The organism is Aerococcus sp. UBA6277, from assembly GCF_002440555.1.
Classification (GTDB): Bacteria; Bacillota; Bacilli; order Lactobacillales; family Aerococcaceae; genus Aerococcus.
Map to the genome: position 1 here is coordinate 107,837 of NZ_DJUR01000003.1, position 25,900 is coordinate 133,736.

General features: G+C 38.9%; 20 protein-coding genes and 1 pseudogene. 19 read left to right on the top strand and 2 right to left on the bottom strand.

The window, feature by feature from the left end; translation table 11 throughout:
* Window positions 1-4 precede the first annotated feature (4 nt).
* From B2V22_RS00565 to B2V22_RS00655, 19 genes are all read left to right on the top strand, one after another.
* Entirely contained in the window at window positions 5-496 is a 492-nt protein-coding gene (locus B2V22_RS00565; protein WP_290489839.1) for an AI-2E family transporter, read from the top strand.
* 327 nt (window positions 497-823) lie between these two features.
* Entirely contained in the window at window positions 824-4,024 is a 3,201-nt protein-coding gene (locus B2V22_RS00570) for a DEAD/DEAH box helicase (RefSeq protein WP_290489840.1), read from the top strand.
* Between the two features lie 198 nt (window positions 4,025-4,222).
* Complete coding sequence (rpsB, locus tag B2V22_RS00575; protein ID WP_039934631.1) at window positions 4,223-4,981, top strand: 30S ribosomal protein S2; 759 nt, start codon at window positions 4,223-4,225, stop codon at window positions 4,979-4,981.
* A gap of 154 nt (window positions 4,982-5,135) precedes the next feature.
* Entirely contained in the window at window positions 5,136-6,014 is an 879-nt protein-coding gene (tsf, locus tag B2V22_RS00580; protein ID WP_290489841.1) for a translation elongation factor Ts, read from the top strand.
* Window positions 6,015-6,133: 119 nt separating this feature from the next.
* Window positions 6,134-6,853 carry a UMP kinase gene (gene pyrH / locus B2V22_RS00585; RefSeq protein WP_016897476.1) on the top strand — a complete coding sequence of 240 codons (720 nt, stop codon included), beginning with the start codon at window positions 6,134-6,136 and terminating at the stop codon, window positions 6,851-6,853.
* Window positions 6,854-6,866: 13 nt separating this feature from the next.
* Window positions 6,867-7,427, top strand: coding sequence for a ribosome recycling factor (gene frr / locus B2V22_RS00590; RefSeq protein WP_290489842.1), 561 nt, complete (start codon window positions 6,867-6,869; stop codon window positions 7,425-7,427).
* Window positions 7,428-7,679: 252 nt separating this feature from the next.
* Window positions 7,680-8,426, top strand: coding sequence for an isoprenyl transferase (locus B2V22_RS00595; RefSeq protein ID WP_290489843.1), 747 nt, complete (start codon window positions 7,680-7,682; stop codon window positions 8,424-8,426).
* A gap of 14 nt (window positions 8,427-8,440) precedes the next feature.
* Window positions 8,441-9,238 (top strand): phosphatidate cytidylyltransferase, encoded by a 798-nt coding sequence (locus B2V22_RS00600; RefSeq protein ID WP_290489844.1) that lies wholly within the window; start codon window positions 8,441-8,443, stop codon window positions 9,236-9,238.
* Window positions 9,239-9,285: 47 nt separating this feature from the next.
* The gene (gene rseP, locus B2V22_RS00605) at window positions 9,286-10,551 is read left to right on the top strand and encodes an RIP metalloprotease RseP (RefSeq protein ID WP_290489845.1); all 1,266 of its coding nucleotides are present in this window, start codon (window positions 9,286-9,288) and stop codon (window positions 10,549-10,551) included.
* 90 nt (window positions 10,552-10,641) lie between these two features.
* Complete coding sequence (locus tag B2V22_RS00610) at window positions 10,642-14,952, top strand: PolC-type DNA polymerase III (protein ID WP_290489846.1); 4,311 nt, start codon at window positions 10,642-10,644, stop codon at window positions 14,950-14,952.
* 223 nt (window positions 14,953-15,175) lie between these two features.
* Window positions 15,176-16,651 (top strand): DUF1538 domain-containing protein, encoded by a 1,476-nt coding sequence (locus B2V22_RS00615; protein ID WP_290489847.1) that lies wholly within the window; start codon window positions 15,176-15,178, stop codon window positions 16,649-16,651.
* A 12-nt stretch (window positions 16,652-16,663) separates the two neighbouring features.
* On the top strand, window positions 16,664-17,317 hold the full coding sequence (locus tag B2V22_RS00620) for a P-II family nitrogen regulator (RefSeq protein ID WP_290489848.1): 654 nt from the start codon (window positions 16,664-16,666) through the stop codon (window positions 17,315-17,317).
* A 143-nt stretch (window positions 17,318-17,460) separates the two neighbouring features.
* Window positions 17,461-17,937, top strand: a complete 477-nt coding sequence (gene rimP / locus B2V22_RS00625) for a ribosome maturation factor RimP (RefSeq protein ID WP_111856981.1) — start codon at window positions 17,461-17,463, stop codon at window positions 17,935-17,937.
* A gap of 30 nt (window positions 17,938-17,967) precedes the next feature.
* Window positions 17,968-19,311, top strand: coding sequence for a transcription termination factor NusA (gene nusA / locus B2V22_RS00630; protein ID WP_290489849.1), 1,344 nt, complete (start codon window positions 17,968-17,970; stop codon window positions 19,309-19,311).
* 18 nt (window positions 19,312-19,329) lie between these two features.
* Window positions 19,330-19,629 (top strand): RNase P modulator RnpM, encoded by a 300-nt coding sequence (gene rnpM, locus B2V22_RS00635; RefSeq protein WP_290489850.1) that lies wholly within the window; start codon window positions 19,330-19,332, stop codon window positions 19,627-19,629.
* Complete coding sequence (locus tag B2V22_RS00640; RefSeq protein ID WP_290489851.1) at window positions 19,619-19,906, top strand: L7Ae/L30e/S12e/Gadd45 family ribosomal protein; 288 nt, start codon at window positions 19,619-19,621, stop codon at window positions 19,904-19,906. Before rnpM ends, B2V22_RS00640 begins: the two co-directional genes overlap by 11 nt.
* 80 nt (window positions 19,907-19,986) lie before the next feature.
* Window positions 19,987-22,248, top strand: coding sequence for a translation initiation factor IF-2 (gene infB / locus B2V22_RS00645; protein WP_290489852.1), 2,262 nt, complete (start codon window positions 19,987-19,989; stop codon window positions 22,246-22,248).
* Window positions 22,249-22,260: 12 nt separating this feature from the next.
* Window positions 22,261-22,656, top strand: coding sequence for a 30S ribosome-binding factor RbfA (rbfA, locus tag B2V22_RS00650; RefSeq protein ID WP_016897460.1), 396 nt, complete (start codon window positions 22,261-22,263; stop codon window positions 22,654-22,656).
* A 440-nt stretch (window positions 22,657-23,096) separates the two neighbouring features.
* A complete protein-coding gene (locus B2V22_RS00655; RefSeq protein ID WP_290489853.1) occupies window positions 23,097-23,921 on the top strand; it encodes a cell wall hydrolase in 825 nt (274 codons plus the stop codon).
* A 230-nt stretch (window positions 23,922-24,151) separates the two neighbouring features.
* On the opposite strand, the pseudogene B2V22_RS00660 reads toward B2V22_RS00655, so the two are convergent.
* Together B2V22_RS00660 and B2V22_RS00665 are read right to left on the bottom strand one after the other, a co-directional pair.
* Window positions 24,152-24,511 (bottom strand): annotated as a pseudogene (locus B2V22_RS00660) (DUF1304 domain-containing protein).
* Window positions 24,512-24,825: 314 nt separating this feature from the next.
* Window positions 24,826-25,776 carry a site-specific integrase gene (locus B2V22_RS00665; protein WP_290489854.1) on the bottom strand — a complete coding sequence of 317 codons (951 nt, stop codon included), beginning with the start codon at window positions 25,774-25,776 and terminating at the stop codon, window positions 24,826-24,828.
* Window positions 25,777-25,900 lie beyond the last annotated feature (124 nt).

A 25,900-nucleotide genomic window follows, 5' to 3' on the forward strand; every position in this document is an offset into this window, starting at 1 on the left:
TAAGATGACAAGAGCCACCTTTTGGAAACAAGTTTTCTTGCACACCATTCAAAACATTAAACTGTACGTGGGCGCAGAAGCCAAATTATTACTCTTAACCGTCATCATTTATGGTGTAGGATTTTGGGTCTTAGACATTCAATTGGCCTGGTTAATGGCTATTGGGATTAGTCTAGTGGCCTTACTACCAGTCATTGGTGCAGGGGTTGTCTTTATTCCTTGGATACTGATTGAATGGTTGCAGGGGGATACCCAAGTAGGTTGGTGGCTATTTGCTATTTACCTGGGTGTTGAATTATTGACCGAAATCTTGCAGCCATTACTCATCGGTAAAGATTTAAAACTACCTTTTTGGTTGCCGATAGTCGTAACATTAATGTGTACTGTCGCCTTTAACTTATTTGGGGTCATGGTCGCGGGGATAGTCATTCCGTTGATATCAGCCTATTTTCAAGTAAAAGAAATCGAACGCGCTGAAATCTATGACAACAAATAATCAAAACGAGAGATCTGTATAAAAGCAGGTCTCTTTTTAATTTGTAAAGGGCGTTCAGCAACATGTGAGAATTTTCCTATCATGCCTTAGCGGAGAAAAAAGAATGAATAGTCAGACACGAAATTAAAGCATAGCTAATTCCGTGCCTAATGCCTCGAAGATAATGATAGGAAAAAGCATAGCAGAACGCTTATTCACTAACTATAATAATACTTCTCGCCTTATACCCTGACTCACATCCTGTGGCTTAGCATATGAATTTCTTAAGAAGTTTGATATAATAAATTAATTAATGAGCGACAGATTCAGAATTTTGGGGTGTATGATATGAAGTGGAGTATTCCAAGTAAGATAATCGAGCAAGGACGCGCTTTGGTAAAGGAAAATCGGGTGCTTAAAGTAGTACCAGATGAAGAAAATACTGTTTGGCGTGCAGAAGTACTCGATGATGACACGTATACCGTGATCTTAGATGGAACTGCTAAAGAAGAGGATGTTTGTCAGTGCCAAGTTTTCCAGAAAAAAGGCTATTGCGAACATACAGTTGCAGTAGAACTGTTCTTAAGAGAAATGGGCATGACGCGTGTTCACCAATTTAATGAGGAATTGAAACGTTATCCAGAAGTAGATGATGAAGTGGAACTACAAGTGAATGAAGTCATTGAAGGTTATTTAAGCCACCGTCAAGTAACCAGTCCTGTGAAACGTTTACCGCGGTCTAGTAGAGTAAAAGTGACTTTAGAAGTTCAATTCGAAGAAGTGAGACCTTATATCATTTCCTATGAGGATATCGCCTACTTGCGTATTCGCGTGGGTGTCAACAACTTGTATTATGTAACAGATATGGATAAATTCTTCCAAGCTGTTGTCCAAAATACCTTATACATTCTACCTAATCGGGACCGTGAGGAAATTTGGTTGTCACCGGCAACCCTTGGTCAACACACTTATGACCTAATGGTCGAACTAGCGAATGCCTACCAATTGCGTAATAAGTGGTTGCTACTAGTGATGAATACACCAGAAAATAAAAAGAACACCCAACGTTTCTATTTGATGAGTGAAGAATTAAATCGCTTGAAGGACCTTTATCTTGCAGATAACCGGATTTCAATCCGCTTTAAACTTGATGGTAATGCTATTAAACCAACATTCTCTAAGGAAAAAGCTTTGGTATTTAGCTTGCAAACAGACAATGATTTATACCAATTAACTTGGGATCAATCAGTCAATTGGTTGGCCCAATATGGATTACTCATTCAAGACGAAACCTTATACGAAACAACCCAAGACAGCAATTTCTATGATGACTTGCGATTTTTACAGAGCTTCTTTGCAGAAAACGAATATCAGATTTCCTTGCCAGCTGAAGAAATGATTTATTTTATCAGCTTATTCGGTGGGACTTTGATGGCGTATAGCGAAATTGGTCAATTAGAAGAATTGTTTGACTTATATCAAGAAGACTTGCAAGTTCATGTAACCTTGGATGTTGAGGGATCTGATTTATATGTCACCCCTGAATACCAATACGGGAAATACTTAGTTTCTGATGACGCGGAAAACCAAGTTCTACCAGATGATGATGTGGTTTTAGTCCGTGACTTCTCTGGTGAAGTGACGGTTGAAAATACCTTAAAAGCTTTAGGCTTTAGTTCGCAGAAGGGGGCCTTTGTCCAACATTTCGATAACTTGACCGACGTTATGACCAATATCGAAAACTTCGCACGCTTGTTTATCGACCAATGGGACATCAAATATGGCAAGTTCTTGCGCAATGTTTACGACAACAAAGTGAATGCTACCGTTAAAATGACCCCGAGTGATGGTAGTCGTTTCCTATCTGTTGATTTTGAATTATCCGACGTTGAGCCTGTTGAAGTTGACCGTATTTTAAATGCCATTATGGAAAACGAAGCCTATATTCGTTTGCGTGATGGTCGGATTATAGACGTGCAAAATACCATGGATGACGAACAGAAGCGTATGCTTCAACAAATTTCTGCCGCCAATAACGACTGGCAGAACGGTGACGTGGTCCCTATTTTCCAAACCTTACGATTCCAAACATTGGTGGACGGAAATGAGGTATTTGAAGAATTCTACGATGATATTGTACGGGCTAAAGAAAAAGACTACACGCCGTCAGCTAACCTGAAAGCAACCTTATCTGACTATCAAGAAACGTCAGTGAAATGGTTTAGAGGACTAGCTAAATACCAATTGGGTGGCTTATTAGCGGATGAGATGGGTCTAGGGAAAACTGTTCAAACGATTTCCTTTGTGCTTGACTATATCGAAAACAACCCACATGAAAAGTCAATGGTCTTGGCGCCAGCATCTGTTCTATATAACTGGGCCCATGAGTTTAAGCGGTTTACACCAACCTTAAATGTGGCCGTGGTAGATGGGACGATTGACGAACGGGAAGCGATTCGCCACGACGATACCATTGATGTTTGGTTGACTTCATACCAATCATATCGAAATGACCAAGAAGCCTACCAGAAAGTGAATTTGGACATTTTAGTCTTAGATGAAGCCCAAGCTATCAAAAATGACAACACGATTCTATATAGATCAGTCAAGAAACAAGTAGCGGCTATGCGGATTGGTTTATCGGGTACACCAATGGAGAATAATTTGAATGAATTCTGGGCTTTGATGCAGATTATTGTGCCTGGGTTATTGCCGAATAAGCACGAATTCCAAAAACTGTCAGTAGGGGAAGTAGCTCGTATTGCCAGCCCATTCGTTCTACGTCGTACCAAAAATGACGTAGCCCTACAGTTACCAACAAAAACTGTTACCGATAGATTCAGCATGTTGGACCCTGAGCAGAAGAATATTTACCTAGCTTACCTGAAGAAAATTCAAGACCAGTTAAATAATGATTCATCGAATGCAGGGCAAACGCATATGGAATTATTGGCGGGTATTACACGCTTACGTCAAATTTGTTGCCACCCACGCCTTGTGAAAAATGACTATACGGGTCAATCTGGTAAGTTTGAATACTTCAAGATTATGTTGAAACGTGCCATCGAATCAGGTCGTAAAGTACTGGTATTCTCTCAATTTACGAGCATGTTAGACGTGATGTCTGAGTACCTTGCTGAAGAGGGTATTGACTACTACATGATGACTGGTCAAACCAATAAAAAAATCCGTCAAGAACAAGTAGACGAATTCAATACCGGCGATAAATCAGTCTTCTTGATATCATTACGTGCTGGTGGGGTAGGGATCAACTTGACTGGTGCAGATACCATCTTCTTATATGATTTATGGTGGAACCCAGCGGTGGAGGAGCAAGCTATTGGCCGTGCCCACCGGATTGGTCAGAAGAATGATGTTGAAGTGGTTCGCTTTATTACCGAAGGGACAATTGAGCAACGTATTGCTGAACTTCAAGAAGAGAAGCGCTACCTATTCGAACAATTATTTGATGACGGTGACCAAGCGGGCAGTCAAAATCTAAGCTTGGACGATCTGAAATTTATCCTTGGTGTCAGCCAAGCCTTATAAGTATAAATACCAACCATGACTGTTTCGCCCTTTTTCAAATAATGGCTTGAAAAGGGTGGTGGATTATGGTAATATATTCGAGTGTCAAATGATATATATTTCACACCTTATGGATGGAATCGCGTGGTGCTAGTATTTGCTAGTGGCGAGTCTTTGAAATAGGGGCGGAAAAATAAAAACCAAATGGAGGAATTTAACATGCCAGTTATTAGCATGAAACAATTATTAGAAGCTGGTGTTCACTTTGGACATCAAACACGTCGTTGGAACCCTAAAATGGATAAATACATCTTTACTGAGCGTAATGGTATTTACATCATTGACTTACAAAAAACTGTTAAGTTAGTAGACCAAGCTTACAACGCTATGCGTGATTTAGTGGGTAACGATGGTATCGCGTTATTCGTGGGTACTAAAAAACAAGCACAAGATTCAATCGCTGACGAAGCGACTCGTGCAGGTCAATACTACGTAAATCACCGTTGGTTAGGTGGTACTTTAACTAACTGGGAAACTATCCAAAAACGTATCAAACACTTAAAAAACATTAAAGAAATGGAAGTAGACGGTACTTTTGACGTTCTTCCTAAAAAAGAAGTTGTTGGCTTATTGAAAGAAAAAGAACGTCTAGAAAAATTCTTAGGCGGTATCGAAGATATGCCACGTATTCCAGATGTTATGTTTGTTGTTGACCCTCGTAAAGAAAAAATTGCGATTCAAGAAGCACACAAATTAAACATCCCTGTTATCGCCATGGTTGATACTAACTGTGATCCAGATGAAGTAGATTACGTAATCCCTTCAAACGATGACGCTATCCGCGCTATCAAATTGATCACTGGTGGTATGGCTGAAGCAATTCTTGAAGCTAAACAAGGCGCTCAAGAAGAAGCTGAACAAGATGTAACTGTTGAAGACTTCAAAGGTGACGAAGTTTTAGACGAGGTTGCTGAGTAAGCTTTGCTATAGTTGAAGATTACTTCAATTAGTAGTAAAATATAAACAGTAGATGGCTATCTGATTAAGTTTGTCTAAGCTATATTCGGCTTTCCTTCTTAGTTAAGATAGCCTTTTTTTTAAAGAATGCATGCAATTAGGAGGAAAATTTTAAATGGCAATTACTGCAAAACAAGTTAAAGAATTACGCGACCGCACTGGTGTAGGTATGATGGATGCTAAGAAAGCCTTAGTTGAAGTTGACGGAGATATGGACAAAGCTATCGACTTCCTACGTGAAAAAGGTATCGCTAAAGCTGCTAAGAAAGCTGACCGTGTTGCTGCTGAAGGTTTAACTAAAGCTGTAGCTAAAGGAAACGACGCTGTAATTGTAGAAGTTAACTCTGAAACTGACTTCGTTGCACGTAACGATCAATTCGTTGAATTACTAGAAACTGTTGCATTAGCTATCTTAGAGCAAAAACCTGCTACTGTAGAAGCTGCTTTAACTGATGTGACTGTTGAAGGTAAAGACTTAGATACATACATTAAAGAAAAAGCTGCTGTAATTGGAGAAAAAATCTCATTACGTCGCTTTGAAACTTTAACAAAAACAGATGACCAAGAATTTGGTCTATACTCTCACCAAGGTGGACGTATTTCTGTTCTTACATTAATTGACGGAAACAACCCTGAATTTGCTAGCATGGTATCTATGCACATCGGTGGTATGAAACCTCAATTCTTAAACGAAGAATCTGTACCTGCTGAAGTTTACGAACACGAAAAAGCAGTTCTTACAGAACAATCATTAAACGAAGGTAAACCAAAAGAAATCGTTGAAAAAATGATTACTGGTCGTTTACGTAAATTCTTCGCAGAAATCTGCTTAGTTGATCAAAAATACTTGTTAGACGACAGCAAAACTGTTGCAGAAGTTGCAAAAGAAAACAATGCTGAAATCAAAGCTTTCTTCCGTTTTGAAGTCGGCGAAGGTATTGAAAAGCGCCAAGACGATTTCGCTAGCGAAGTTGCTGCTCAAATGGGTAAATAATTTAACAACATCCCGATATAAACTTTTTGAATTTGCTTAAAATAGAGAAGTAATGAAGAGGGAATTTAAAATAGGTTGGGAAAGGTTTCTTTCTCAACCTTTTTAGTAAGGAGAATAGAATGACAGAACCTAAATACAAACGTGTAGTTTTGAAACTTTCAGGTGAGGCTTTATCTGGTAACAACGGTTTCGGTATTGACCCAGAAACAATGAAGGGTATTGCTAAAGAAATCAAAGAAGTTCACCGTTTAGGTGTACAAATCTCAATCGTCGTAGGTGGCGGTAACATTTGGCGTGGTAAAACTGGGGAAGAAATGGGTATGGAACGTGCACAAGCCGACTACATGGGTATGCTAGCAACGATCATGAATGCCCTAGGTTTACAAGATGTTTTAGAAAACATTGGGGTGCCAACTCGCGTACAAACTTCAATTGACATGCGTCAAATCGCGGAACCATATATCCGCCGCCGTGCGGAGCGTCACTTAGAAAAAGGACGGGTCGTTATTTTTGCTGGGGGTACTGGTAATCCTTACTTCTCAACAGATACAACGGCCTCTCTACGTGCTGCAGAAATTGAAGCAGATGTTATTTTAATGGCTAAAAACGGGGTAGACGGTGTGTATTCTGACGATCCTCGTAAGAACGACGCTGCTGTTAAATACGAAAAATTATCGCATTTAGAAGTCATCAGCAATAATCTACAAGTAATGGACACAACAGCTTCATCATTAAGCATGGACAACAATATTCCTTTAGTTGTATTCAACCTAAATGAAGAAGGCAATATCCGCCGTGTTATCCTTGGTGAAGAAATTGGTACTACAATAGAAGGGTAAGGGAGAAATTTCTATGGCTATTGATAATTTACTAAAAGAAACAAAAGACCGCATGGTGAAATCTGAAGAAGCATTTACACGTACGCTAGCGCGCATCCGTGCTGGAGTTGCCAATGCTTCTTTATTAGAAGGCATTACTGTAGAATATTACGGTGTACCAACTGACTTACGTCAATTGGCAACTATCACTATTCCAGAGCCTCGTATGTTACAAATCTCTCCATACGATAAAAGTTCTTTAAATGATATCGACCGTGCATTACAACAATCTGACTTAGGTATTCCACCTACAAATGATGGTTCTGTAATTCGTTTGATCATCCCAGCTTTAACACAAGAACGTCGTAAAGAGTTAAGTAAAACAGTTGGAAAAGAATTGGAAGACGCTAAAGTAGCTATCCGTAACATCCGTCGTGACGCGATTGATGAAGCGAAAAAAGCTGAAAAGGCAAAAGAGATCACTGAAGATGACTTACGTTCATACGAAAGTGACATCCAAGACTTAACAAACGCTGCAATTAAAAATGTTGAGAAAATCGCCTCTGATAAAGAAGACGAAATCATGAACGTTTAATCTAGTATCTGTGCAGATAATCATACAAAGAAAGCCAGCATGCATCCTATTAGATGACCTGCTGGCTTTTATTTGCCGTATGCTTTGAGGATGGTTGTCTTTTTCCAAATCTCAATGGTATTGAACTTGTCTCACTGCTAACAAATTTATGGACTAGGTCAAGAGATAAAGAACTGCTGAGCTAGGGGATAAGTATAGGTTTTTCTCCAAATTTTTGATACAATTGTTTAGAATTACAAATGGAGGTTCAATATGGTGACAGAAGTAAACTATAATCCAGAATTACCAGTACCCAATCACATCGCGGTGATCATGGACGGGAACGGTAGATGGGCACAAGCTCGCGGATTAAAACGAACAGACGGACATTCAGAGGGACTAAAAGCCCTAAAGCGTGTGGTCATTGCAGCCCATAAAATGGGCGTGAAGGTACTGACAGCATATGCCTTCTCAACTGAAAATTGGAAGCGACCAATTACCGAAGTAAATTATTTAATGGGCTTACCCAAAGTATTAAACGATGAAATCTTACCTGATTTAATCGACAACAATGTACAAGTTCGCATGAGTGGGAACTTCGATAAAGTACCACTTGGGACAAAGAAATATATTCAAAATGCCATTGATCGTACTAAAGCCAACACGGGTTTAATTCTGAATATTGCCTTTAACTATGGCTCACGTGATGAAATCACCAAAGCCGTTCAAAATATTGCCACATCAGTAGCAAATGGCGAATTGAAAGTGAAAGATATTTCTGAAGACACCATTTCAGATAACTTGTATACCGCTCAATTAGGTGAATATGCTGACCCAGACTTATTGATTCGTTCAAGTGGGGAAGTTCGTTTATCGAATTACCTATTGTGGCAGTTGGCCTATAGTGAAATGGTGTTTACTGACACGAAATGGCCAGACTTTGATGAAGCTATTATGCAGGAGTGTGTTGGCGAATTTCAACGTAGAAACCGTCGATTCGGAGCGATAGATACCAAATAGAAAGAGGGGTTCTCATGACACAAAGAGTTATCAGCGCTGTTGTTGCTCTTGCCATTTTTATCCCACTTTTATTTATGGGTGGTCGTCCTTTCGACTTGATGGTAGCGATTATAGCAATAGTTGCTTACTATGAAATTTTACAAATGGCAAAAATTCCATTCCCCTCATGGCGGGGGATTATCGGTTTAATCACCATGATGTTACAACTACTGCCGTCTTATTATCTAGCACTACTGCCACAAGAAATCGACTATATGACGCTTTACTTCGCTGGTTTAGCCATGTTATTGATTATAATGGTCTTCAAACCAGAGGATATTAACTTTGAACAAGTAGGAGTCATTAGTTTAGCGGCCTTATACGTTGGCCGTGGTTTTCACTTATTAATTGAGACGAGATTAATGGGGCTCTTGCCGGTTATTTACGTTTTAATCATTATTTGGGGGAACGATACCTTTGCCTATTTAGTCGGTCGCCAAATTGGCCGAACTCCCCTAGCACCAAAAGTATCACCTAATAAAACCATTGAAGGATCATTAGGCGGCATCATAGGGGCCTTTATCTGTTCAAGTATTGTCCTTTATTTTAACAACATCTTTGGAATATCAATCATGGATAATTTAATTTTAGCCGTAATTTTAGGCTTTTTAGGCCAGATTGGCGACTTAGTAGAATCATCCATAAAACGGACTTACCAAGTCAAAGACTCAGGTAATATTATGCCTGGTCATGGCGGTTTCCTTGACCGTTTTGATAGTCTCTTAATGGTATTACCTATGTTTTATTTCTTGATTCCATTCTTAGGATCTTAACCAGTCTCATCGCTTTAATAAAGCTTTATCATAGTAAGGAGCGCATTATGACGACCATTATTGCATTTATATTTATATTTTCAGTTATCGTGATTGTCCATGAATTTGGGCACTACTATTTTGCCAAGAAAGCGGGCATCTTAGTCCGCGAATTCTCTATCGGTATGGGACCGAAAATTTTTCATTTCGAAGCTGAAGAAACGACATACACGCTACGCATGTTGCCAATCGGCGGTTACGTCCGTATGGCTGGGTTAGAAGAAATGTCAGACACCCTAACTAAGGGCATGCAAGTCGTCATTGAACAAGGTGAAGACGGCATTGTAGACACTATTTCGTTGGAAAATGAGGGCCAAAATTTTGCTGGCTTACCCTTAGAAGTATGGGCAGCCGACTTAGAAGAAGACATGTTCATTGAAGGTATTCCTTACGGTAGCGAAGAGAAAGTCCGTTACCAAGTGTCAAAAACAGCTAATATCGTTGAATCTGACGGAACAATCGTGAAAGTCGCGCCAATAGAACGTCAATTCCAATCTGCCAACATCTGGCAACGACTAATCGTTAATTTCGCTGGACCAATGAACAACTTTATTCTAGGTGTTTTAGCTTTCATCCTACTAGCCTTCATGCAAGGCGGGGTTTGGTCAAACGAAGCTGAAATTGGTGCTGTTCAAGAAGACTCTGCAGCTCAAGCAGCAGGACTAGAGGCCGGTGACCAAATCGTGTCAATCGACGATCAAGCGGTCGAATCATTTGACGATATGCAAGCTATTGTCCAATCAAACCCAGACCAATCACTTACTTTTACCATCAACCGTGATGGTCAAGAACAAGAAGTTGCGGTGACACCACAAGCAACAGAGACTGAATCAGGTGAAACAATTGGATTAATTGGGGCCCAAAGAGCGCAAGATACGTCATTTATGGCTAAAATCACTTTTGGTTTTACTAGCGCTTGGACCATGATTACAGGTATTTTCTCTATAATTGGAAGTATGTTTATAACTGGCTTTGACATCAACAATTTTGGTGGGCCTGTTTACATGTACCAAACTACCTCGCAAGTCGTTTCCTTTGGGATGGCAGGTGTTATTTCCTGGTTAGCTTCTTTAAGTATTAACCTGGGAATTGTCAATTTACTACCCGTACCAGCTTTAGATGGTGGTAAAATAGTTTTGAACCTGATCGAATTGGTCCGAGGTAAACCACTACAAGCTAAAACAGAAGGTATGATCAATATTGTAGGTGCAGTGCTTGTCATTGTGCTAATGATTGCAGTTACTTGGAATGATATTATGCGTATGTTTGGCTAAATAACCTATTGCATCAAATCAAATAAAAACAGTAAGTCAGAAGGCCATAGCGATGGCCTTTTGTTATTAAACAGGAAAGGAAATAAGTCTATGTCAGAATCAAAAGAAGCCCTATTTCAGGCCTTATTAGGACAAATTCATTGGACCGATGAAAACACGGCTATCCAAAATGGTTGGTTAGAAAATGTCGTGGTCCATACAAAATCACGGTTGTGGCAGTTTAAAATTGGCTTACCAACACGTATAGATGCCGCCACTTTTTTAACCTTTGAAGAACACTTGAAAAAGGGATTCGACCATGTTGGGGCAGTGGACTTTTCAATTGAGGTTGCTGACCAAAGCCAACCAGCAAATCAAGCTGTCCTAGACTACTGGCCAATCATTGTGAACCGATCTGGTATTTCAAACGGAATTGCCAAAGCCACTTTCCAAGGGCAATTACCCTCATTTGAAAATAACCGCTATTATATCCGCGTGGACAATCAACCATTAAAACAACTCATTCAAGAAAACTATCTTGAAGTCATCAAACAAAATTACCAAATGGTTGGATTTCCTAAGGTACCTTTTGAAATTATTATCGATGAAGAAACGGCCAAAGATCGGCGTGATGTCTTTGTAGAAAGGGCCAATGAACTAGCTGAACAACAACAAGAAATGGCCAAAAAAGCAGCTGAAAAACAAAAAGAAATGGCTGCTACCGGTAATAACGGTCAAGCAATCAAAGTGGATAAAATTCAATTAGGAAAACATATCCCCGTTGACGACAAGTTAAGAGCCATGAATACCTACGTTGAAGAACAACGTTTTGTATCCATGGAAGGGGTTGTTTTCGATGTTGAAGTTAAAATATTAAAAACTGGCCGCCGCATTTTAAATGCCAAAATTTCGGATTATACATCAGCATTCTTAATTCAAATGTTCTCTAGAACGGATGAAGATATCGCCATTTTTGATGCCATACGCAAAGGCATGTGGTTGCGGGTACGCGGTGATTTGCAAATGGATGACCGTTTTGCCCGTGACTTGGTCCTAAACGTTCGTGACTTAGAAGAAATTTCTAAGGCCAAACGACAAGATAATGCCGATAAAAAACGGGTGGAATTACACGTCCACACCAATATGTCGATGTTGGATGCAACGAATTCAATTTCCGATTTCACCAACCAAGCCAAAGATTGGGGTCATACTGCTATTGCGGTCACTGATCATGCAACCCTGCAAGCTTATCCAGAGGCTTCAGGCGCTGCTAAATCTACTGGTTTGAAAATGATTTACGGTGTTGAAGCGAATATCGTTGATGATGGCGTCCCCATCGTTTATAACCCTGACCACATTGAATTAAAAGAAGCGACTTACGTCGTATTTGACGTGGAGACCACAGGATTATCCGCAATTTACGACAATATTATTGAATTAGCGGCCGTTAAAATGCAGAACGGGAATGTAATTGATACTTTTGAAGAATTTATTAATCCGGGGCGACCACTTTCAGCTACTATTATTGATTTAACAGGGATTACCGATGCCATGTTAGCCAATNNAAAAGAAGTTATTACGGACTTTAGAGAGTGGGTTGGGGACGCGATTTTCGTTGCCCACAATGCAAGTTTTGATATGGGATTTATCGATACAGCCTACAACCGTCATGGATTTGAAAAATCGCATAATGCCGTGATCGATACACTTGAAATGTCACGGTTCTTGCACCCAAATTTAAAATTGCATCGTTTAAATACCTTGGCCAAACGCTACAATGTTGCCTTGGAACAACATCACCGGGCCGTTTATGATGCGGAAACCACAGGTGCCTTAGCCTGGATTTTCATCAAAGAAGCAGCCGCCGACCATGAAATTTTCTATCACGACGAATTAAACAAAGATGTTGGTAAGGGGGACGCCTACAAGCAAGGTCGACCATTCCATGCCGTTTTGCTAGCTAAAAACCAAACAGGGTTAAAAGACCTCTTTAAATTGGTTTCCGCGTCTAATATCGACTATTACTACCGTGTACCACGAATTCCGCGGTCACTCTTATCCAGTCATCGAGAGAACTTATTAGTGGGTTCAGCTTGTGCAGGTGGGGAAGTATTTGAAGCCTTAATGCAAAAAGGGAAAGTAGAAGCTGAGCAAAAAGCTGCCTTCTATGACTACCTAGAGCTGCAACCAAAGGGCGTGTACAAACCTTTGATCTTAGATGAATTGATTCAAGACGAAGCAACACTCGAAAAAATCATGAAAGACATGATAGAAATAGGGGAATCGGTCAATAAACCAGTCGTTGCAACTGGAGATGTACACTACCTAAACGAAGAAGACAAATTGTACCGGGAAATTTTAATTAATTCGATCAAATCTAACCGGATTAAGAACTTCCCTGAAGCCCATTTCCGGTCAACAGAAGAAATGTTGCATGACTTTGCCTTCCTAGGAGAAGAAAAGGCCTTTGAAATTGTCGTGGAAAATTCCAATGCCATTGCTGACAGCATCGAGTTTGTGGAACCCTTAAAAGACAAGTTGTATACACCAACTATTGAAGGGGCGGAACAAGAACTGACAGATATGTCATTTGAAAAAGCTCATGAAATCTACGGTAAAGAACTACCAGAAATCGTAGAAGCCCGCTTAAATAAAGAATTGAAATCGATTATTTCCAATGGATTCTCGGTTATCTACTTGATTTCACAGAAACTGGTGAAGAAATCCAATGACGACGGCTATATCGTTGGTTCCCGTGGGTCAGTTGGGTCTTCATTTGTAGCGACTATGTCAGGGATTACTGAAGTAAATCCGCTGGCACCGCATTATGTTTGCCCGAATTGCCACTATAGTCATTTCTTTACTGATGGGTCAGTGGGTTCAGGGTTTGACTTGCCAGATAAACCTTGTCCTGAATGTGGAACCAACTTGGATAAAGATGGACAAGATATTCCATTTGAAACCTTCTTAGGATTTAAAGGGGACAAGGTGCCCGATATCGATTTAAACTTCTCTGGTGAATACCAAGCCCGCGCCCATGCCTACACGAAAGTCCTTTTCGGTGACGACCACGTTTTCCGGGCGGGAACAATTGGTACAGTTGCGGATAAAACAGCCTTCGGGTATGTACTAGGTTACGACCAAGATAAGAATTTAAATCTTCGTAAGACCGAGAAAGAATTCTTAGCCAAGGGTGCAACAGGTGTTAAACGGACAACCGGTCAGCATCCAGGGGGGATTATTGTTATCCCTGAAAATATGGATGTGTATGACTTTACACCAATTCAATTCCCAGCTGACGACGTGGAATCTGAATGGAAGACGACCCACTTCGACTTCCATTCAATCCATGATAACGTATTGAAATTAGATATCCTTGGGCACGACGACCCGACCATGATCCGTAAATTACAGGATTTATCAGGCATCAATCCAACCGAAATTCCAACTGATGATCCAGAAGTATATGAATTATTCAATGGGACAGAAGTTTTAGGTGTTACCAAAGAACAAATCTATTCCAACACTGGTACATTAGGGATTCCCGAATTTGGGACCCGGTTCACTAGACAAATGCTTGAAGCAACCAAACCATCAACCTTCGCCGAACTATTGCAAATCTCCGGGTTATCGCATGGTACGGACGTTTGGTTAGGCAATGCCGAAGTACTTGTCCGGGAAAAAGGGCTACCACTAAGTGAAGTTATCGGTTGTCGTGACGATATCATGGTTTACTTAATCCACCGTGGCTTGCCTGAATCAGATGCCTTCCAAATCATGGAAAAAGTTCGTAAAGGTAAGGGGCTTTCAGACGAACACAAGGCCATCATGCGTGAATACGACGTGCCGGAATGGTATATGGATTCATGTGAAAAGATTAAATACATGTTCCCTAAAGCCCATGCTGCTGCCTATGTATTGAACGCCATGCGGGTAGCTTGGTTTAAGGTGAAACACCCAATTTGGTACTATTGTGCCTACTTATCAGTACGAGCGAGTGACTTTGACCTTGTATCCATGTCAAACGGGAAAGAGTCGACTAAGGCTAAAATCAATGAGATTAATGCCAAAGGAATGGAAGCTTCTACTAAAGAGAAACAATTGTTAACAGTCCTTGAGATTGTAAACGAGATGTGGGAACGTGGCTTTACCTTAAAAATGGTTGATATCAATAAATCTCATGCAACTGAATTTATTATTGAAGATGACAATACTTTGATTGCGCCTTTTAGAGCCATTGACGGTTTAGGTACAAACGTGGCCAAATCCATTGTTGCAGCACGTGAGGAATCACCATTCTTATCAAAAGAGGACTTGCAAACCCGTGGTAAAGTTTCTAAGTCATTGATTGAATATATGACTGAAAATCATGTATTAGATGGTTTACCAGACCAAAACCAATTATCACTATTTGATTTTTAAAAACGCAAAGCAGGACTGCCAATCTATTTGACGGGCAGTCCTGCTTTTTTTTTTTGAGCGTTATTTTTGTTGTGATTATCATATTATGTTAACATAATATTGTTACTTACATCTTAAGTGAAACCGTTTATTTAACAGCGATTTCTGCAACAAATCACGCGCCTGTGCCCAAATTTTTGTTGCTTTTTTATATGTATACTATTTATTTAAAAGGAGGAATTCTATGCAGTTATTGCTGGATAAGTTTAAAGAAGTCATCTCTTCTGTATTACCTATCGTCATCCTTGTATTCGCACTAGCATTTACCTTGGTAGATGTACCAGGAGATATGATGGCTAGATTTACAATTGGTTCAATTCTATTGACGCTAGGACTGACCATTTTTCTATTCGGGGTAGATATCGGGATGACGCCTATTGGGAATTATTTAGGTAATTCGATTATTCGTTCAAGTTCCCATTTAATCGTACTATTATTATCATTCTTTATAGGGTTTTCAATTACCGTAGCCGAACCAGACCTATTAATTTTGGGCCAACAAATTTCTGATGCAACAGGTGGCGTTTTAGGGTCACAAACTATTGTTGTCGTTGTATCAATAGGTGTGGGGGTTATGGTTTCCCTTGGTGTTTACAGGGTAATGAAAGATGTCGCCTTGAAGTGGTTCTTCCTAGCCGTTTATGCGGTCATTACTTTATTATCAGTTTTCGCAGATTCTACCTTCTTAGCGATGTCATTTGATGCCTCAGGTGCAACGACTGGTGCCTTAACAACACCATTCGTATTGGCCTTAAGTACCAGTGTTTCCGCTAAAAAAGGTGGTAAAAGGGCAGAAGATGATTCCTTTGGTTTAGTAGGGGCCATGTCAACAGGACCTATTTTAGCCGTGATGATAATGTCACTAGTTCAAAGTTCAACTTTCCAAAGTAATGATGAAGTTTACCAATATACTGAAGGGATTATCAATCCGTTTATCGCAAATATTGGTCATACTGTTCAAGAATCAGTAGTTTCACTTATTCCAATTTTAATCCTATTTGCACTTGTGATTTATTTTTATAGAAGAATCAATAAAGGTGAATTACGCCGTATTGGTGTTGGAGTTGTCTATGTCTTGATTGGTTTAACCTTCTTCTTAATCGGGGTTAACCAAGGGTTTATGGATATGGGTCGTTATTTAGCGACTGAATTAGCCACTAAACATGAATCCTTACTACCGTGGATTGGACTTGTGATGGGGCTGGTTGTTGTATTAGCTGAACCTGCAGTACACGTACTTGGTGATCAAGTTGAAGACGTAACCGGTGGACATATTCCTAATAAGTTGCTATTATTCTCCTTGTCGATTGGTGTAGGTTTAGCCGTAATGATGTCAATGCTTCGTATTATGGTACCTGGTGTTGAACTGTGGCACTTCCTATTGCCAGGTTTTGGTTTATCCATCTTATTAAGTTTCTACGTTCCCAACCTATTCACGGGTATCGCCTTCGATGCTGGTGGTGTAGCCTCTGGACCGATGACGGCGACCTTCATTTTGGCATTCGCCCAAGGTGTAGCCACAACCTTACCGCAAGCAGATGTGTTAGTAGATGGTTTTGGTATCATCGCAATGGTGGCAATGACTCCAGTGTTGATGGTTCAAGTACTAGGTTTAATTTATAAATTACGCGTTAAAGACAATAAAGCAATTGATAAATAAGGGGGTTAATTGATGACTGTAGAATCAGTGGCGTTTTTCGCTATTGTTAACCATGGTATTGGGCAAAAAGTACTTAAAACTGCCAAAGAGCATGGAACCGGTGGCGGCACCTTAGTTCTTTGTGACGGCACCATTCCAAATAAATTCCTTAACTTAATGGGTCTTGATGAATCAAAGAAAGAATTGATGATTACATTAGCCCCTAAGGAATTCGAAAGTGACATTCACGAAAAAATTACTGAGAAAATGAAATTAGACAAAAAAGGTTTGGGTATCCTGTTCTCAGCAGATACATCAAGCGTTTGTGGAAGTCGTTTATTGAATCGGGCATTTGAAGAAAAAGGTGAAAATATGTATGAGTATCAACTATTAGTAACAATTGTCGGCCGCGAATCAGGTGATGATGTTGTTGCTGCTGCCCGTAAAGAAGGTGCAAAAGGCGCAACCATTCTTCACGGTCGTGGAACAGGGACAACTGAAATCTCTAAACTATTCAATATTGAAATTCAACCAGAAAAAGAAATCGTTCTGTTAGTAGTTGAATCTGAAAAAGTCAATCCGGTATCTGAAAGCATCCGTACCACAATGGACTTAGATCAACCAGGTAACGGTGTTGTCTTTTCAATTCCAGTTAACCAAGTTACAGGTTTGGTTCAGAACTTGTAAAAATCGCTTGATAGCAACAATTATTGCGAATCAGGATCGCATATGTTATACTATCTAAGTAGAAAGAACACAGTGGTGGAGTGAGCGGTGACGCTCACTTTTTTCATGGTAATAAGGTAAAAATAAGAAAAGCGAGGGGAAATATGGCTAAAGTAACAGACCAAATGCAAGAAATCGTTCAACCAATTATTGAAGACTTAGGCTTTATATTGTTTGATATCGAATTTGTTAAAGAAGGGAAATCTTGGTTCCTAAGAATTTACGTGGATAAACCAGGTGGTGGCATCGCAATAGAGGATTGTGTCACAGTTAGTGAACATATTTCTGAAGCTATTGATCAATTAGAAACAGACCCAATCCCGCAAGCTTATTACCTTGAAGTATCTTCTCCCGGTGCAGAACGTCCATTGAAAAATGATGACGATGTCCAAGCTGCAATCGGTGAATGGGTATTCTTATCATTCTATCAAGCCATTGATGGTCAAAAAAATATTCAAGGTCGTCTACTTTCTGTATCAGATGATGCATATGAAGTTGAAACAAAAGACAAAACACGTAAAGTGGCGGTCACCGTAGAAAAATCAAATGTATCATTAATCAGATTGGCCATTGAATTTTAAAATTTATCATTTTTGAAAGAGGGAATTTAGATGAGTAAAGAAATGTTAAGAGCCTTCGAAGCGCTTGAAGATGAAAAGGGCATTTCAAAAGAAGTCATTTTGGAAGCTTTAGAAGCTGCTTTAGTATCAGCTTACAAACGTAACTACCAGCAAGCACAAAATGTCGAAGTAAAATTTGACGTAAAAAAAGGTAGTATAGAAGTATTCGCAGTGAAAGAAGTTGTTGATCTAGTGATGGACTCACAACTTGAAGTATCGCTTGAAGATGCGCATGACTTAAACAGTGCATATGAAATTGGCGACAAGATTAAATTTGAAGTTACACCTAAAGATTTCGGTCGAATTGCTGCACAAACTGCAAAACAAGTGATCATGCAACGGGTTCGTGAAGCTGAACGTTCAATTATCTATAACGAGTACATTGACTACGAAGATGACATTTTGACAGGTATTGTTGAGCGTCAAGACCGTCGTTATGTATATGTTAGCTTAGGTAAAATCGAAGCCGTTATCCCGCCAGAAGGTCAAATTCCAAATGAAACCTTCCAACCACACGAGCGCGTACAAGTTTACGTAGAACGTGTTGAAAATACGACTAAAGGGCCACAAGTATATGTTTCTCGTAGCCATCCAAGCCTATTGAAACGTCTATTTGAACAAGAAGTACCTGAAATTTTCGACGGTACTGTTGAAATTAAAGCCATCGCTCGTGAAGCTGGTGACCGTTCTAAAGTAGCAGTTGTTTCTAACGACGCGAATATCGATGCAGTAGGTACTTGTGTTGGACCTCGTGGTTCACGTGTACAACGTATTGTAGACGAATTAAAAGGCGAAAATATGGATATCGTTCAATGGTCAGACGACATGGCAACCTTTATTTCAAATGCCTTGAACCCAGCTGATGTATTATCTGTACACTTTGTACCAGGCGAAACCTCATGTGTGGTTGTCGTACCAGAAAACCACTTGTCATTAGCTATTGGTAAACGTGGTCAAAATGCGCGTTTAGCGGCTAAATTAACAAATCACAAGATTGATATTAAATCTGAAGCTGACTTTGAAGCGTATGTACAAACAGAAGAATACGCAGAACGTTTCGCGGAAAAAGAATTAGTTGACGAAGACGTTGATCCAATTTTAGCTGATGATATTGAAACTGTTGAAGATTATGAAGCAATGACAGAAGGTTCAACTTCAATTGATGAAGAAGATTTATTAGCTATCGATGACCTTGAAGAAGGTAATGTTGGTCCAGAAGAACTTGAAGAGCAAATTGCTGATGTCGAAGGCGAAGACAACGACATTATTGGTGATGAAGCATTAATTGGTGAAGAAGATATAGACCAACAAGAGCGTTTAAACGAAGAAGGCTAAGATTAGGTGGGATCAAACATGAAACAACGAAAAATTCCTATGCGAAAATGTGTTGTGACAAATCAAATGTTTCCTAAAAAAGAATTAATTAGAATTGTTCGTAATCCTGAAGGTGTCGTTGAAATTGATCCGACAGGTAAGAAAAATGGGCGTGGTGCATATGTATCTCTTGATCCTGAAGTTGTACAAAAGGCTTGGGACAAACACATGCTAGATAGACACTTGAATGTATCCATTCCGGATGATTTTTATAGTGAATTGAAAGCTTATGTTGCCCATCAAAAAGCCAGAAAAGAGCTTTTTGAAAATGAACAATAATAAGTTGAATTTGTTAGGTTTGGCGCAAGCAGCTAGTAAACTCGTTTCAGGTACTGAAACCGTCATGAAAACTGTCCAGCAAGAGACTGCTATTTTGGTGGTCATGGCTACGGATGTCAGCGAACAAACCAAGAAAAATATAGAGAATAAATGTGCTTTTTATGAAGTTGAATGCGTTCAGATGTTTACAACTGAAGAAATTTCAATTGCCTTAGGTAAAAAGAGATCGATAGTCGCTTTCTTAGACCGCGGGTTTGTGAAAAGCTTTAAAAAATAATTTAGATTTTTACGTATATTTTTACATCAAATAGGAGAGTAAAAAGTATGAGAGATTAGTAGAATAAGGAAGGTGATGACATGTCAAAAAAACGTGTCTACGAAGTTGCTAAGGAAATTGGCGTATCAAGTAAAGAGTTATTGAAGGCTGCAGAAAAAGCAGGGTTTGAATATTCAAGCCATATGGCATCAATGACTGATGACGAAGTGAATAAGCTGAAAAGTGGCTTTGCAAATAAATCAGCAGGTAAGGAAGACAATAATAAACAGTCAGCGAAAGTAGCTGAAAGTCAAACAGCTAAGAAAGCTGAAAATAAACCTGTAGAAAAAGGTTCAGCTAAATCAGCACCTGTTAAATCAAATGCTAAGCAAAACCAGCACCAAAACAAGTCGCAAAATCGCAATAACCCAGCAAAAGAGAATAAAAATATGAATAATCAAAAGAACAATTTTAAAAATAATAGTAATAATAAAAATGGCGGATTTAAAGGTAAAGGCAAAAAAGGGAAAAAAGGTCGTTTTAACAATGACCAAAACCGCCCTCAAAGCAATCCAGTACCACCAAGAAAGAATAAGCCACTTCCAGAAAAAGTGGAATATACTGAAGGTATGACTGTTGCGGATATTGCTAAAAAAATTCACCGTGAGCCAGCTGAGATTATCAAAAAACTATTCTTGATGGGTGTACCAGCTACACAAAACCAAGCATTAGATAAAGATGCTATCGAGTTAATTCTTGAAGAATATGGTGTAAAAGCTGAAGAGAAAGTTATTGTTGACCAAGCAGACTTTGAACATTACTTTGAAGAAGCTAAGAATGCAGACGAAGAAGATTTAGAAACTCGTCCAGCAGTTGTAACCATCATGGGGCACGTAGACCATGGTAAAACAACTTTACTTGACTACCTACGTAACGCTCAAGTTGTTGACGGCGAAGCGGGTGGTATCACACAACATATCGGTGCCTACCAAGTACGTGAAAATGACCGTTTAATCACTTTCCTAGATACACCAGGACATGCGGCCTTCACAACAATGCGTGCGCGTGGTGCTGATGTAACGGATATCGTTATCCTTGTAGTAGCAGCCGATGATGGTGTAATGCCACAAACCATTGAGGCGATTAACCATGCCAAAGCAGCTGGTGTACCAATTATCGTTGCAGTAAACAAAATTGATAAACCAACAGCTAATCCTGACCGGGTAATGCAAGAGTTAACTGAATACGGCCTAATTTCTGAAGAATGGGGCGGGGACACAATCTTCGTAAATATCTCAGCTAAATTTGGTCAAAATGTAAGTGACTTACTAGAAATGATTTTATTAGTTTCAGACGTAGAAGAATATAAAGCTGTACCAAACCGTTTAGCTTTAGGTTCTGTAATCGAAGCGCGTCTTGACCCATCTAAAGGTGCTATTGCGACGTTATTAGTCCAAGAAGGGACATTGCGTGTTGGGGACCCAATTGTTGTTGGTGATACACATGGACGTGTCCGTGTAATGACTAATGATACTGGTCGCCGTATCAAGCAAGCTGGCCCATCAACACCAGTTGAAATCACTGGTTTACAAGAATCACCACAAGCTGGTGACCGCTTTGTAGCCTTTGATGACGAAAAAACAGCCCGTGCTGTTGGTGAAGAGCGTGCGAGCCGTGCCTTACAAGAACGTCGTCAAGCAAACCATGCCGTAACCTTAGACAACTTATTCGAAACGCTACAAGAAGGCGAATTGAAATCAGTTAATGTCATTATCAAAGGGGACGTTCAAGGTTCTGTTGAAGCCTTAGCTGGAAGCTTGAAAAAAATCGAAGTTGAAGGTGTTAAAGTAAATATCGTTCACCAAGCAGTTGGTGCAATCAACGAGAGTGATATTACTTTAGGTCAAGCGTCACAAGCCTTAATCATTGGTTTTAACGTTCGTCCTACACCACAAGCTAAATTACAAGCAGATGCAGATGAAGTAGAAGTACGTCTATATAACATCATTTACGATGCAATTAATGACGTAGAATCAGCGATGACAGGTATGTTAGACCCTGAATTCATTGAAGAAGTAACTGGTACTGTACAAGTTCGTGAAACTTACAATGTATCTAAAGTAGGTACAATTGTTGGTGGTTACGTATTAGATGGTACAATCTACCGTAACTCACAAGTTCGTATCATCCGTGATTCAATTGTCATCTATGATGGTCAATTAGGTTCGTTACGTCGCTTTAAAGATGATGTGAAAGAAGTATCTCGTGGATTTGAACTAGGTCTTACAATTGAAAACTACAACGATATTAAAGTAGATGACGAAATTGAAGCATACCGTATGGTTGAAGTGAAGAAAAAATAGAGGTGATACACAATGGCAAAATTTAGAGCTGAACGTGTAAGTCAAGAGATCCTTCGCGATGTTAATGACATATTGAGAAAAACTGTTAAAGACCCCCGCGTTGAAGGTGTTACAATTACAGATGTAGAAGTTACTGGTGACTTACAGCAAGCAACTATTTTCTACACTACATTGAGTGAATTAGCCAGTGAACGTGAAAAAGCGCAAAAAGGTTTGGAAAAATCTAGTGGTTTAGTTCGTTCTGAAATTGGTAAACGCCTAAACATCTATAAAACACCAGAAATATTCTTTGAACGTGACCGTTCAATTGAATATGGTAACCATATCGACCAATTGCTAGCACAATTAAACAAAAAAGACGATTTTGATAGCATGTCTGACGCTGAGTCAGATAAGTTAGTCGATTAATAAGTAGAAAGGCCCCGGGAATTATAGCAAGTATGCTGTAATTCCTGGGGCCTTTTTTGTTGTTTGTGAGGTTGATTTTTAGAATAAATCTTCGAAATGTGGTGTGAAAATACTGATATATCGACCTTTAGCGTGGTGAAATATACCTATTTTTCAAAAAATAATTGTTACATACAATGTCATAAATATAACTTATTAAAATATGCAAGAATTGATGTAAGTGCTGTAAATGTTGTCATACTGGGAAAATGTTGAATTGTAACAATTGAGATGAAAATGTTAAAAATTACAAAACATTTCAGTCCATTTAAAGCCCCTTAACGAATGGGTTTATAGGGTTTTCTTTTGAATCTATACCGTGTAGTATATTGCATGTAGTCGAAACAGTGGCTAAATAAACAGCTAAGCAATAGCTAAACAAATAAGGAGTTTTACTTAACATGAAATTTAACAAAACTATTTTAGGAACAACATTTGCATTGTCAGCATTATTTGCGACAGCAGGCTTTAACACTGAAGATGCTAAAGCAGCAGAATGGACAGCACGTAGCGTTGAAGAAGTTTCAGCTGATATGCAAGCAATTGATGAATCAACTTCTGAGTATACAGTAGTATATGGCGATACTTTATCAGTAATCGCTAATGCAGCAGGTGTTGACGTGAATACACTAGTACAAATTAATGAAATTGAAAATGCAGATTTAATTTTCCCATCTAAGTCTATTTCATTTACTAAAAATGATGAAGGTGAAGTAAATGAAGTTGTCGTAGAAGATACAAACAATAAAAAAGATACTTATAAAGTAGAGGAAGAAACTGTTGAGAAAACTGAAACAGTTGAAGAAGCAGAAGAAACAACTGTAGAACCAGTTGCATACGAAGCTGAAGAAACAGCAACTGTACAAGCAACTTCATATGAAGCAGAAGAAACATCTTCAACTTCTTCATACTCAGCAGCAGAAGAAATCCCTTACCAAGTATTGCAAGTAGTAGAAACTGAAGCTGGTCCGAGCTACTCTGAAAAAGCAGCAGTATTCTCTGTAATCCTTAACCGTGCAAACTCAGGTAACTGGGGTGGTACTACATTATCAGCAGTAGTTAACGCATCTGGTCAATTTGAAGTTGTTTCAAACGGTATGGCAGCTAGCGCTACAGTATCAGAACAAACTTACCAAGCTGTTAACGATGTATTAACTAACGGTGTAACTACATCAGCTGAATCATTCCGTGCTTCAGGTGACGGCGTGACAAACGTATTCTTCTAATTTAAATTCAAATACAATAAACAAAAAAATCGGGAGCTCTCCCGATTTTTTTTAGTTCATTATTTTTTGCAAGATCGATATTAAATGGTATAGGTTTGTTTAGTTAAGTTTCATCGTTCTAATAATAGAAAAACCACCTAATTATTTGTTTACGAATAACGCGTTAAAAAAATAGAGAGTTAAACTAGGATTCAAATGATTATCTAACGTGCATTACTCTGTTCATTCTATTATAGAAAGGTTGAGAATAAGGCTAAAATAGATAGTCCACCTTGTGTCAATATAATTTTTTTACTACTAGTGAAGCTACCATATGTGGCCACTAAAATAATGTAGACAAATATCATACGAACAATCTCAATAGAAGCACTACTGAAAAATAATGCATATAATAGCGCTAGACCAATGAGACCATTATATATACCCATATTTTATAATAAGGTATTCAATGATTTCCCTTTCAACTCATCTCTTTCCATATTGAATATTTTACTTGTTTGGACTGATGTGGTAGTAATTGTTTGTATATACATGATATAAAAGAATTCTAATGCGACTAAAAAAGTTAATACAGTTGTTATAACTGACATGGTCAATCTCTCCTCTTAACTGACAAAGTAATCTTCGTTTTCTAAATATAAAACATTTTTATGATTTTTCAAAGGATTTATACATGCAACGTTAAGCTGCATTAACATGAACACTTAAAAAAAGGAAAATTAGAGAACTTTACAGTGTAAATAAAAAAGCTGTTGCTCATAAATAGCAACAACTGAATAACTTTTCATTTGAATACGCCCGGAGGGAATCGAACCCCTTACCTAATGGAATGCTGATATATCAACGTTTCTATGCGATTCAAATTGATTATAGGCTAATGTGTTTAGAGATGTGTTTAGACTTTCTAGAAATTAACATATTTTGCGAACATTTGAGCAGATTCGTTTTTACTGTTTTCAGTTACGTGCGTATAGATATTCATAGTCGTTTGAATATCAGAATGACCTAATCGCTCCATAACATCCTTCATAGGTACACCAGCTTCAAAAAGTAGTGAACAATGCGTATGACGAAAACCATGTATATTCATCATCGGTAAATCAAACCTGTTACATATTTTGACTAAAGCATTTCGAGGTGCCATTGTGTTTAGTGGGGTATTATCCTTCCACTTACTGAATATGTATTGATTAGGTTGAATAGCGTTAAAGCCAAAACCAATTAAAGTTTTCGCCTGTTCAGCTTTCCATGTTTTGAGTATCCTAATGGTATTATCGTCGATAGTAATTGTCCGTACGCTAGATTCGTTCTTAGTAGATCCTACATACTGACCGTTCTCGCCACGTTTAACAGCTTTATTAACGGTTAAAAGACCTTGGTTAGTGTCGATGTCATCCCATGTTAAAGCGAGCGCCTCGCCACGTCTAAGACCAGTAAAGGCTAATATACGGAAGAACGCCTCCCATTTGCGTGTATTCATATTAGATAGACAAGTCATGAAGGTTTCCAGTTGCTCCTTCGTGTAGAAGTCCAGCGTTTCCTTTTCTTGCTTTACCAAGGGCTTGCTAGGTAAAATAACAAAGTCGCAAGGGTTTTCTGTGATGTATTTGAGCTTATAGGCGTATTTCAATACACGATTAAACTTATTGAATACCGTCTTAAATTCTTGTAAAATCTCCCGCCATTCATGAACAGCAGTTTGAACTTGGCTAACTTGTATTTTATCGATATAATATTTACCAAAGCGGGGGAGAATATGCGTTCTGAATACCTGTTTCGTTTTAACTAGGGTACTTTGTTCGACATCTTTCTCATAAATTAAAAGCCACTCTTGATAGAGAGCCTCAAAGGTCATTCTTTGGGGTTCTTTTTTTATACCCTCATTCTGAAATTGGACTTTAGCAGTGTTATAGCTATGTTGTGCATCCTTCTTAGACTTAAAACCACGCTTATTGTATGGAATGTCAACACATTATTGA

Coding starts and splice junctions, on each gene's coding strand:
- rnpM (WP_290489850.1), top strand. CDS start 19,330: ATGAAACAACGAAAAATTCCTATGCGAAAATGTGTTGTGACAAATCAA.
- rpsB (WP_039934631.1), top strand. CDS start 4,223: ATGCCAGTTATTAGCATGAAACAATTATTAGAAGCTGGTGTTCACTTT.
- B2V22_RS00640 (WP_290489851.1), top strand. CDS start 19,619: ATGAACAATAATAAGTTGAATTTGTTAGGTTTGGCGCAAGCAGCTAGT.
- B2V22_RS00665 (WP_290489854.1), bottom strand. CDS start 25,776: ATGACCTTTGAGGCTCTCTATCAAGAGTGGCTTTTAATTTATGAGAAA.
- B2V22_RS00595 (WP_290489843.1), top strand. CDS start 7,680: ATGGTGACAGAAGTAAACTATAATCCAGAATTACCAGTACCCAATCAC.
- B2V22_RS00620 (WP_290489848.1), top strand. CDS start 16,664: ATGACTGTAGAATCAGTGGCGTTTTTCGCTATTGTTAACCATGGTATT.
- B2V22_RS00600 (WP_290489844.1), top strand. CDS start 8,441: ATGACACAAAGAGTTATCAGCGCTGTTGTTGCTCTTGCCATTTTTATC.
- pyrH (WP_016897476.1), top strand. CDS start 6,134: ATGACAGAACCTAAATACAAACGTGTAGTTTTGAAACTTTCAGGTGAG.
- rseP (WP_290489845.1), top strand. CDS start 9,286: ATGACGACCATTATTGCATTTATATTTATATTTTCAGTTATCGTGATT.
- infB (WP_290489852.1), top strand. CDS start 19,987: ATGTCAAAAAAACGTGTCTACGAAGTTGCTAAGGAAATTGGCGTATCA.
- tsf (WP_290489841.1), top strand. CDS start 5,136: ATGGCAATTACTGCAAAACAAGTTAAAGAATTACGCGACCGCACTGGT.
- frr (WP_290489842.1), top strand. CDS start 6,867: ATGGCTATTGATAATTTACTAAAAGAAACAAAAGACCGCATGGTGAAA.
- nusA (WP_290489849.1), top strand. CDS start 17,968: ATGAGTAAAGAAATGTTAAGAGCCTTCGAAGCGCTTGAAGATGAAAAG.
- B2V22_RS00570 (WP_290489840.1), top strand. CDS start 824: ATGAAGTGGAGTATTCCAAGTAAGATAATCGAGCAAGGACGCGCTTTG.
- rimP (WP_111856981.1), top strand. CDS start 17,461: ATGGCTAAAGTAACAGACCAAATGCAAGAAATCGTTCAACCAATTATT.
- B2V22_RS00615 (WP_290489847.1), top strand. CDS start 15,176: ATGCAGTTATTGCTGGATAAGTTTAAAGAAGTCATCTCTTCTGTATTA.
- B2V22_RS00565 (WP_290489839.1), top strand. CDS start 5: ATGACAAGAGCCACCTTTTGGAAACAAGTTTTCTTGCACACCATTCAA.
- B2V22_RS00655 (WP_290489853.1), top strand. CDS start 23,097: ATGAAATTTAACAAAACTATTTTAGGAACAACATTTGCATTGTCAGCA.
- rbfA (WP_016897460.1), top strand. CDS start 22,261: ATGGCAAAATTTAGAGCTGAACGTGTAAGTCAAGAGATCCTTCGCGAT.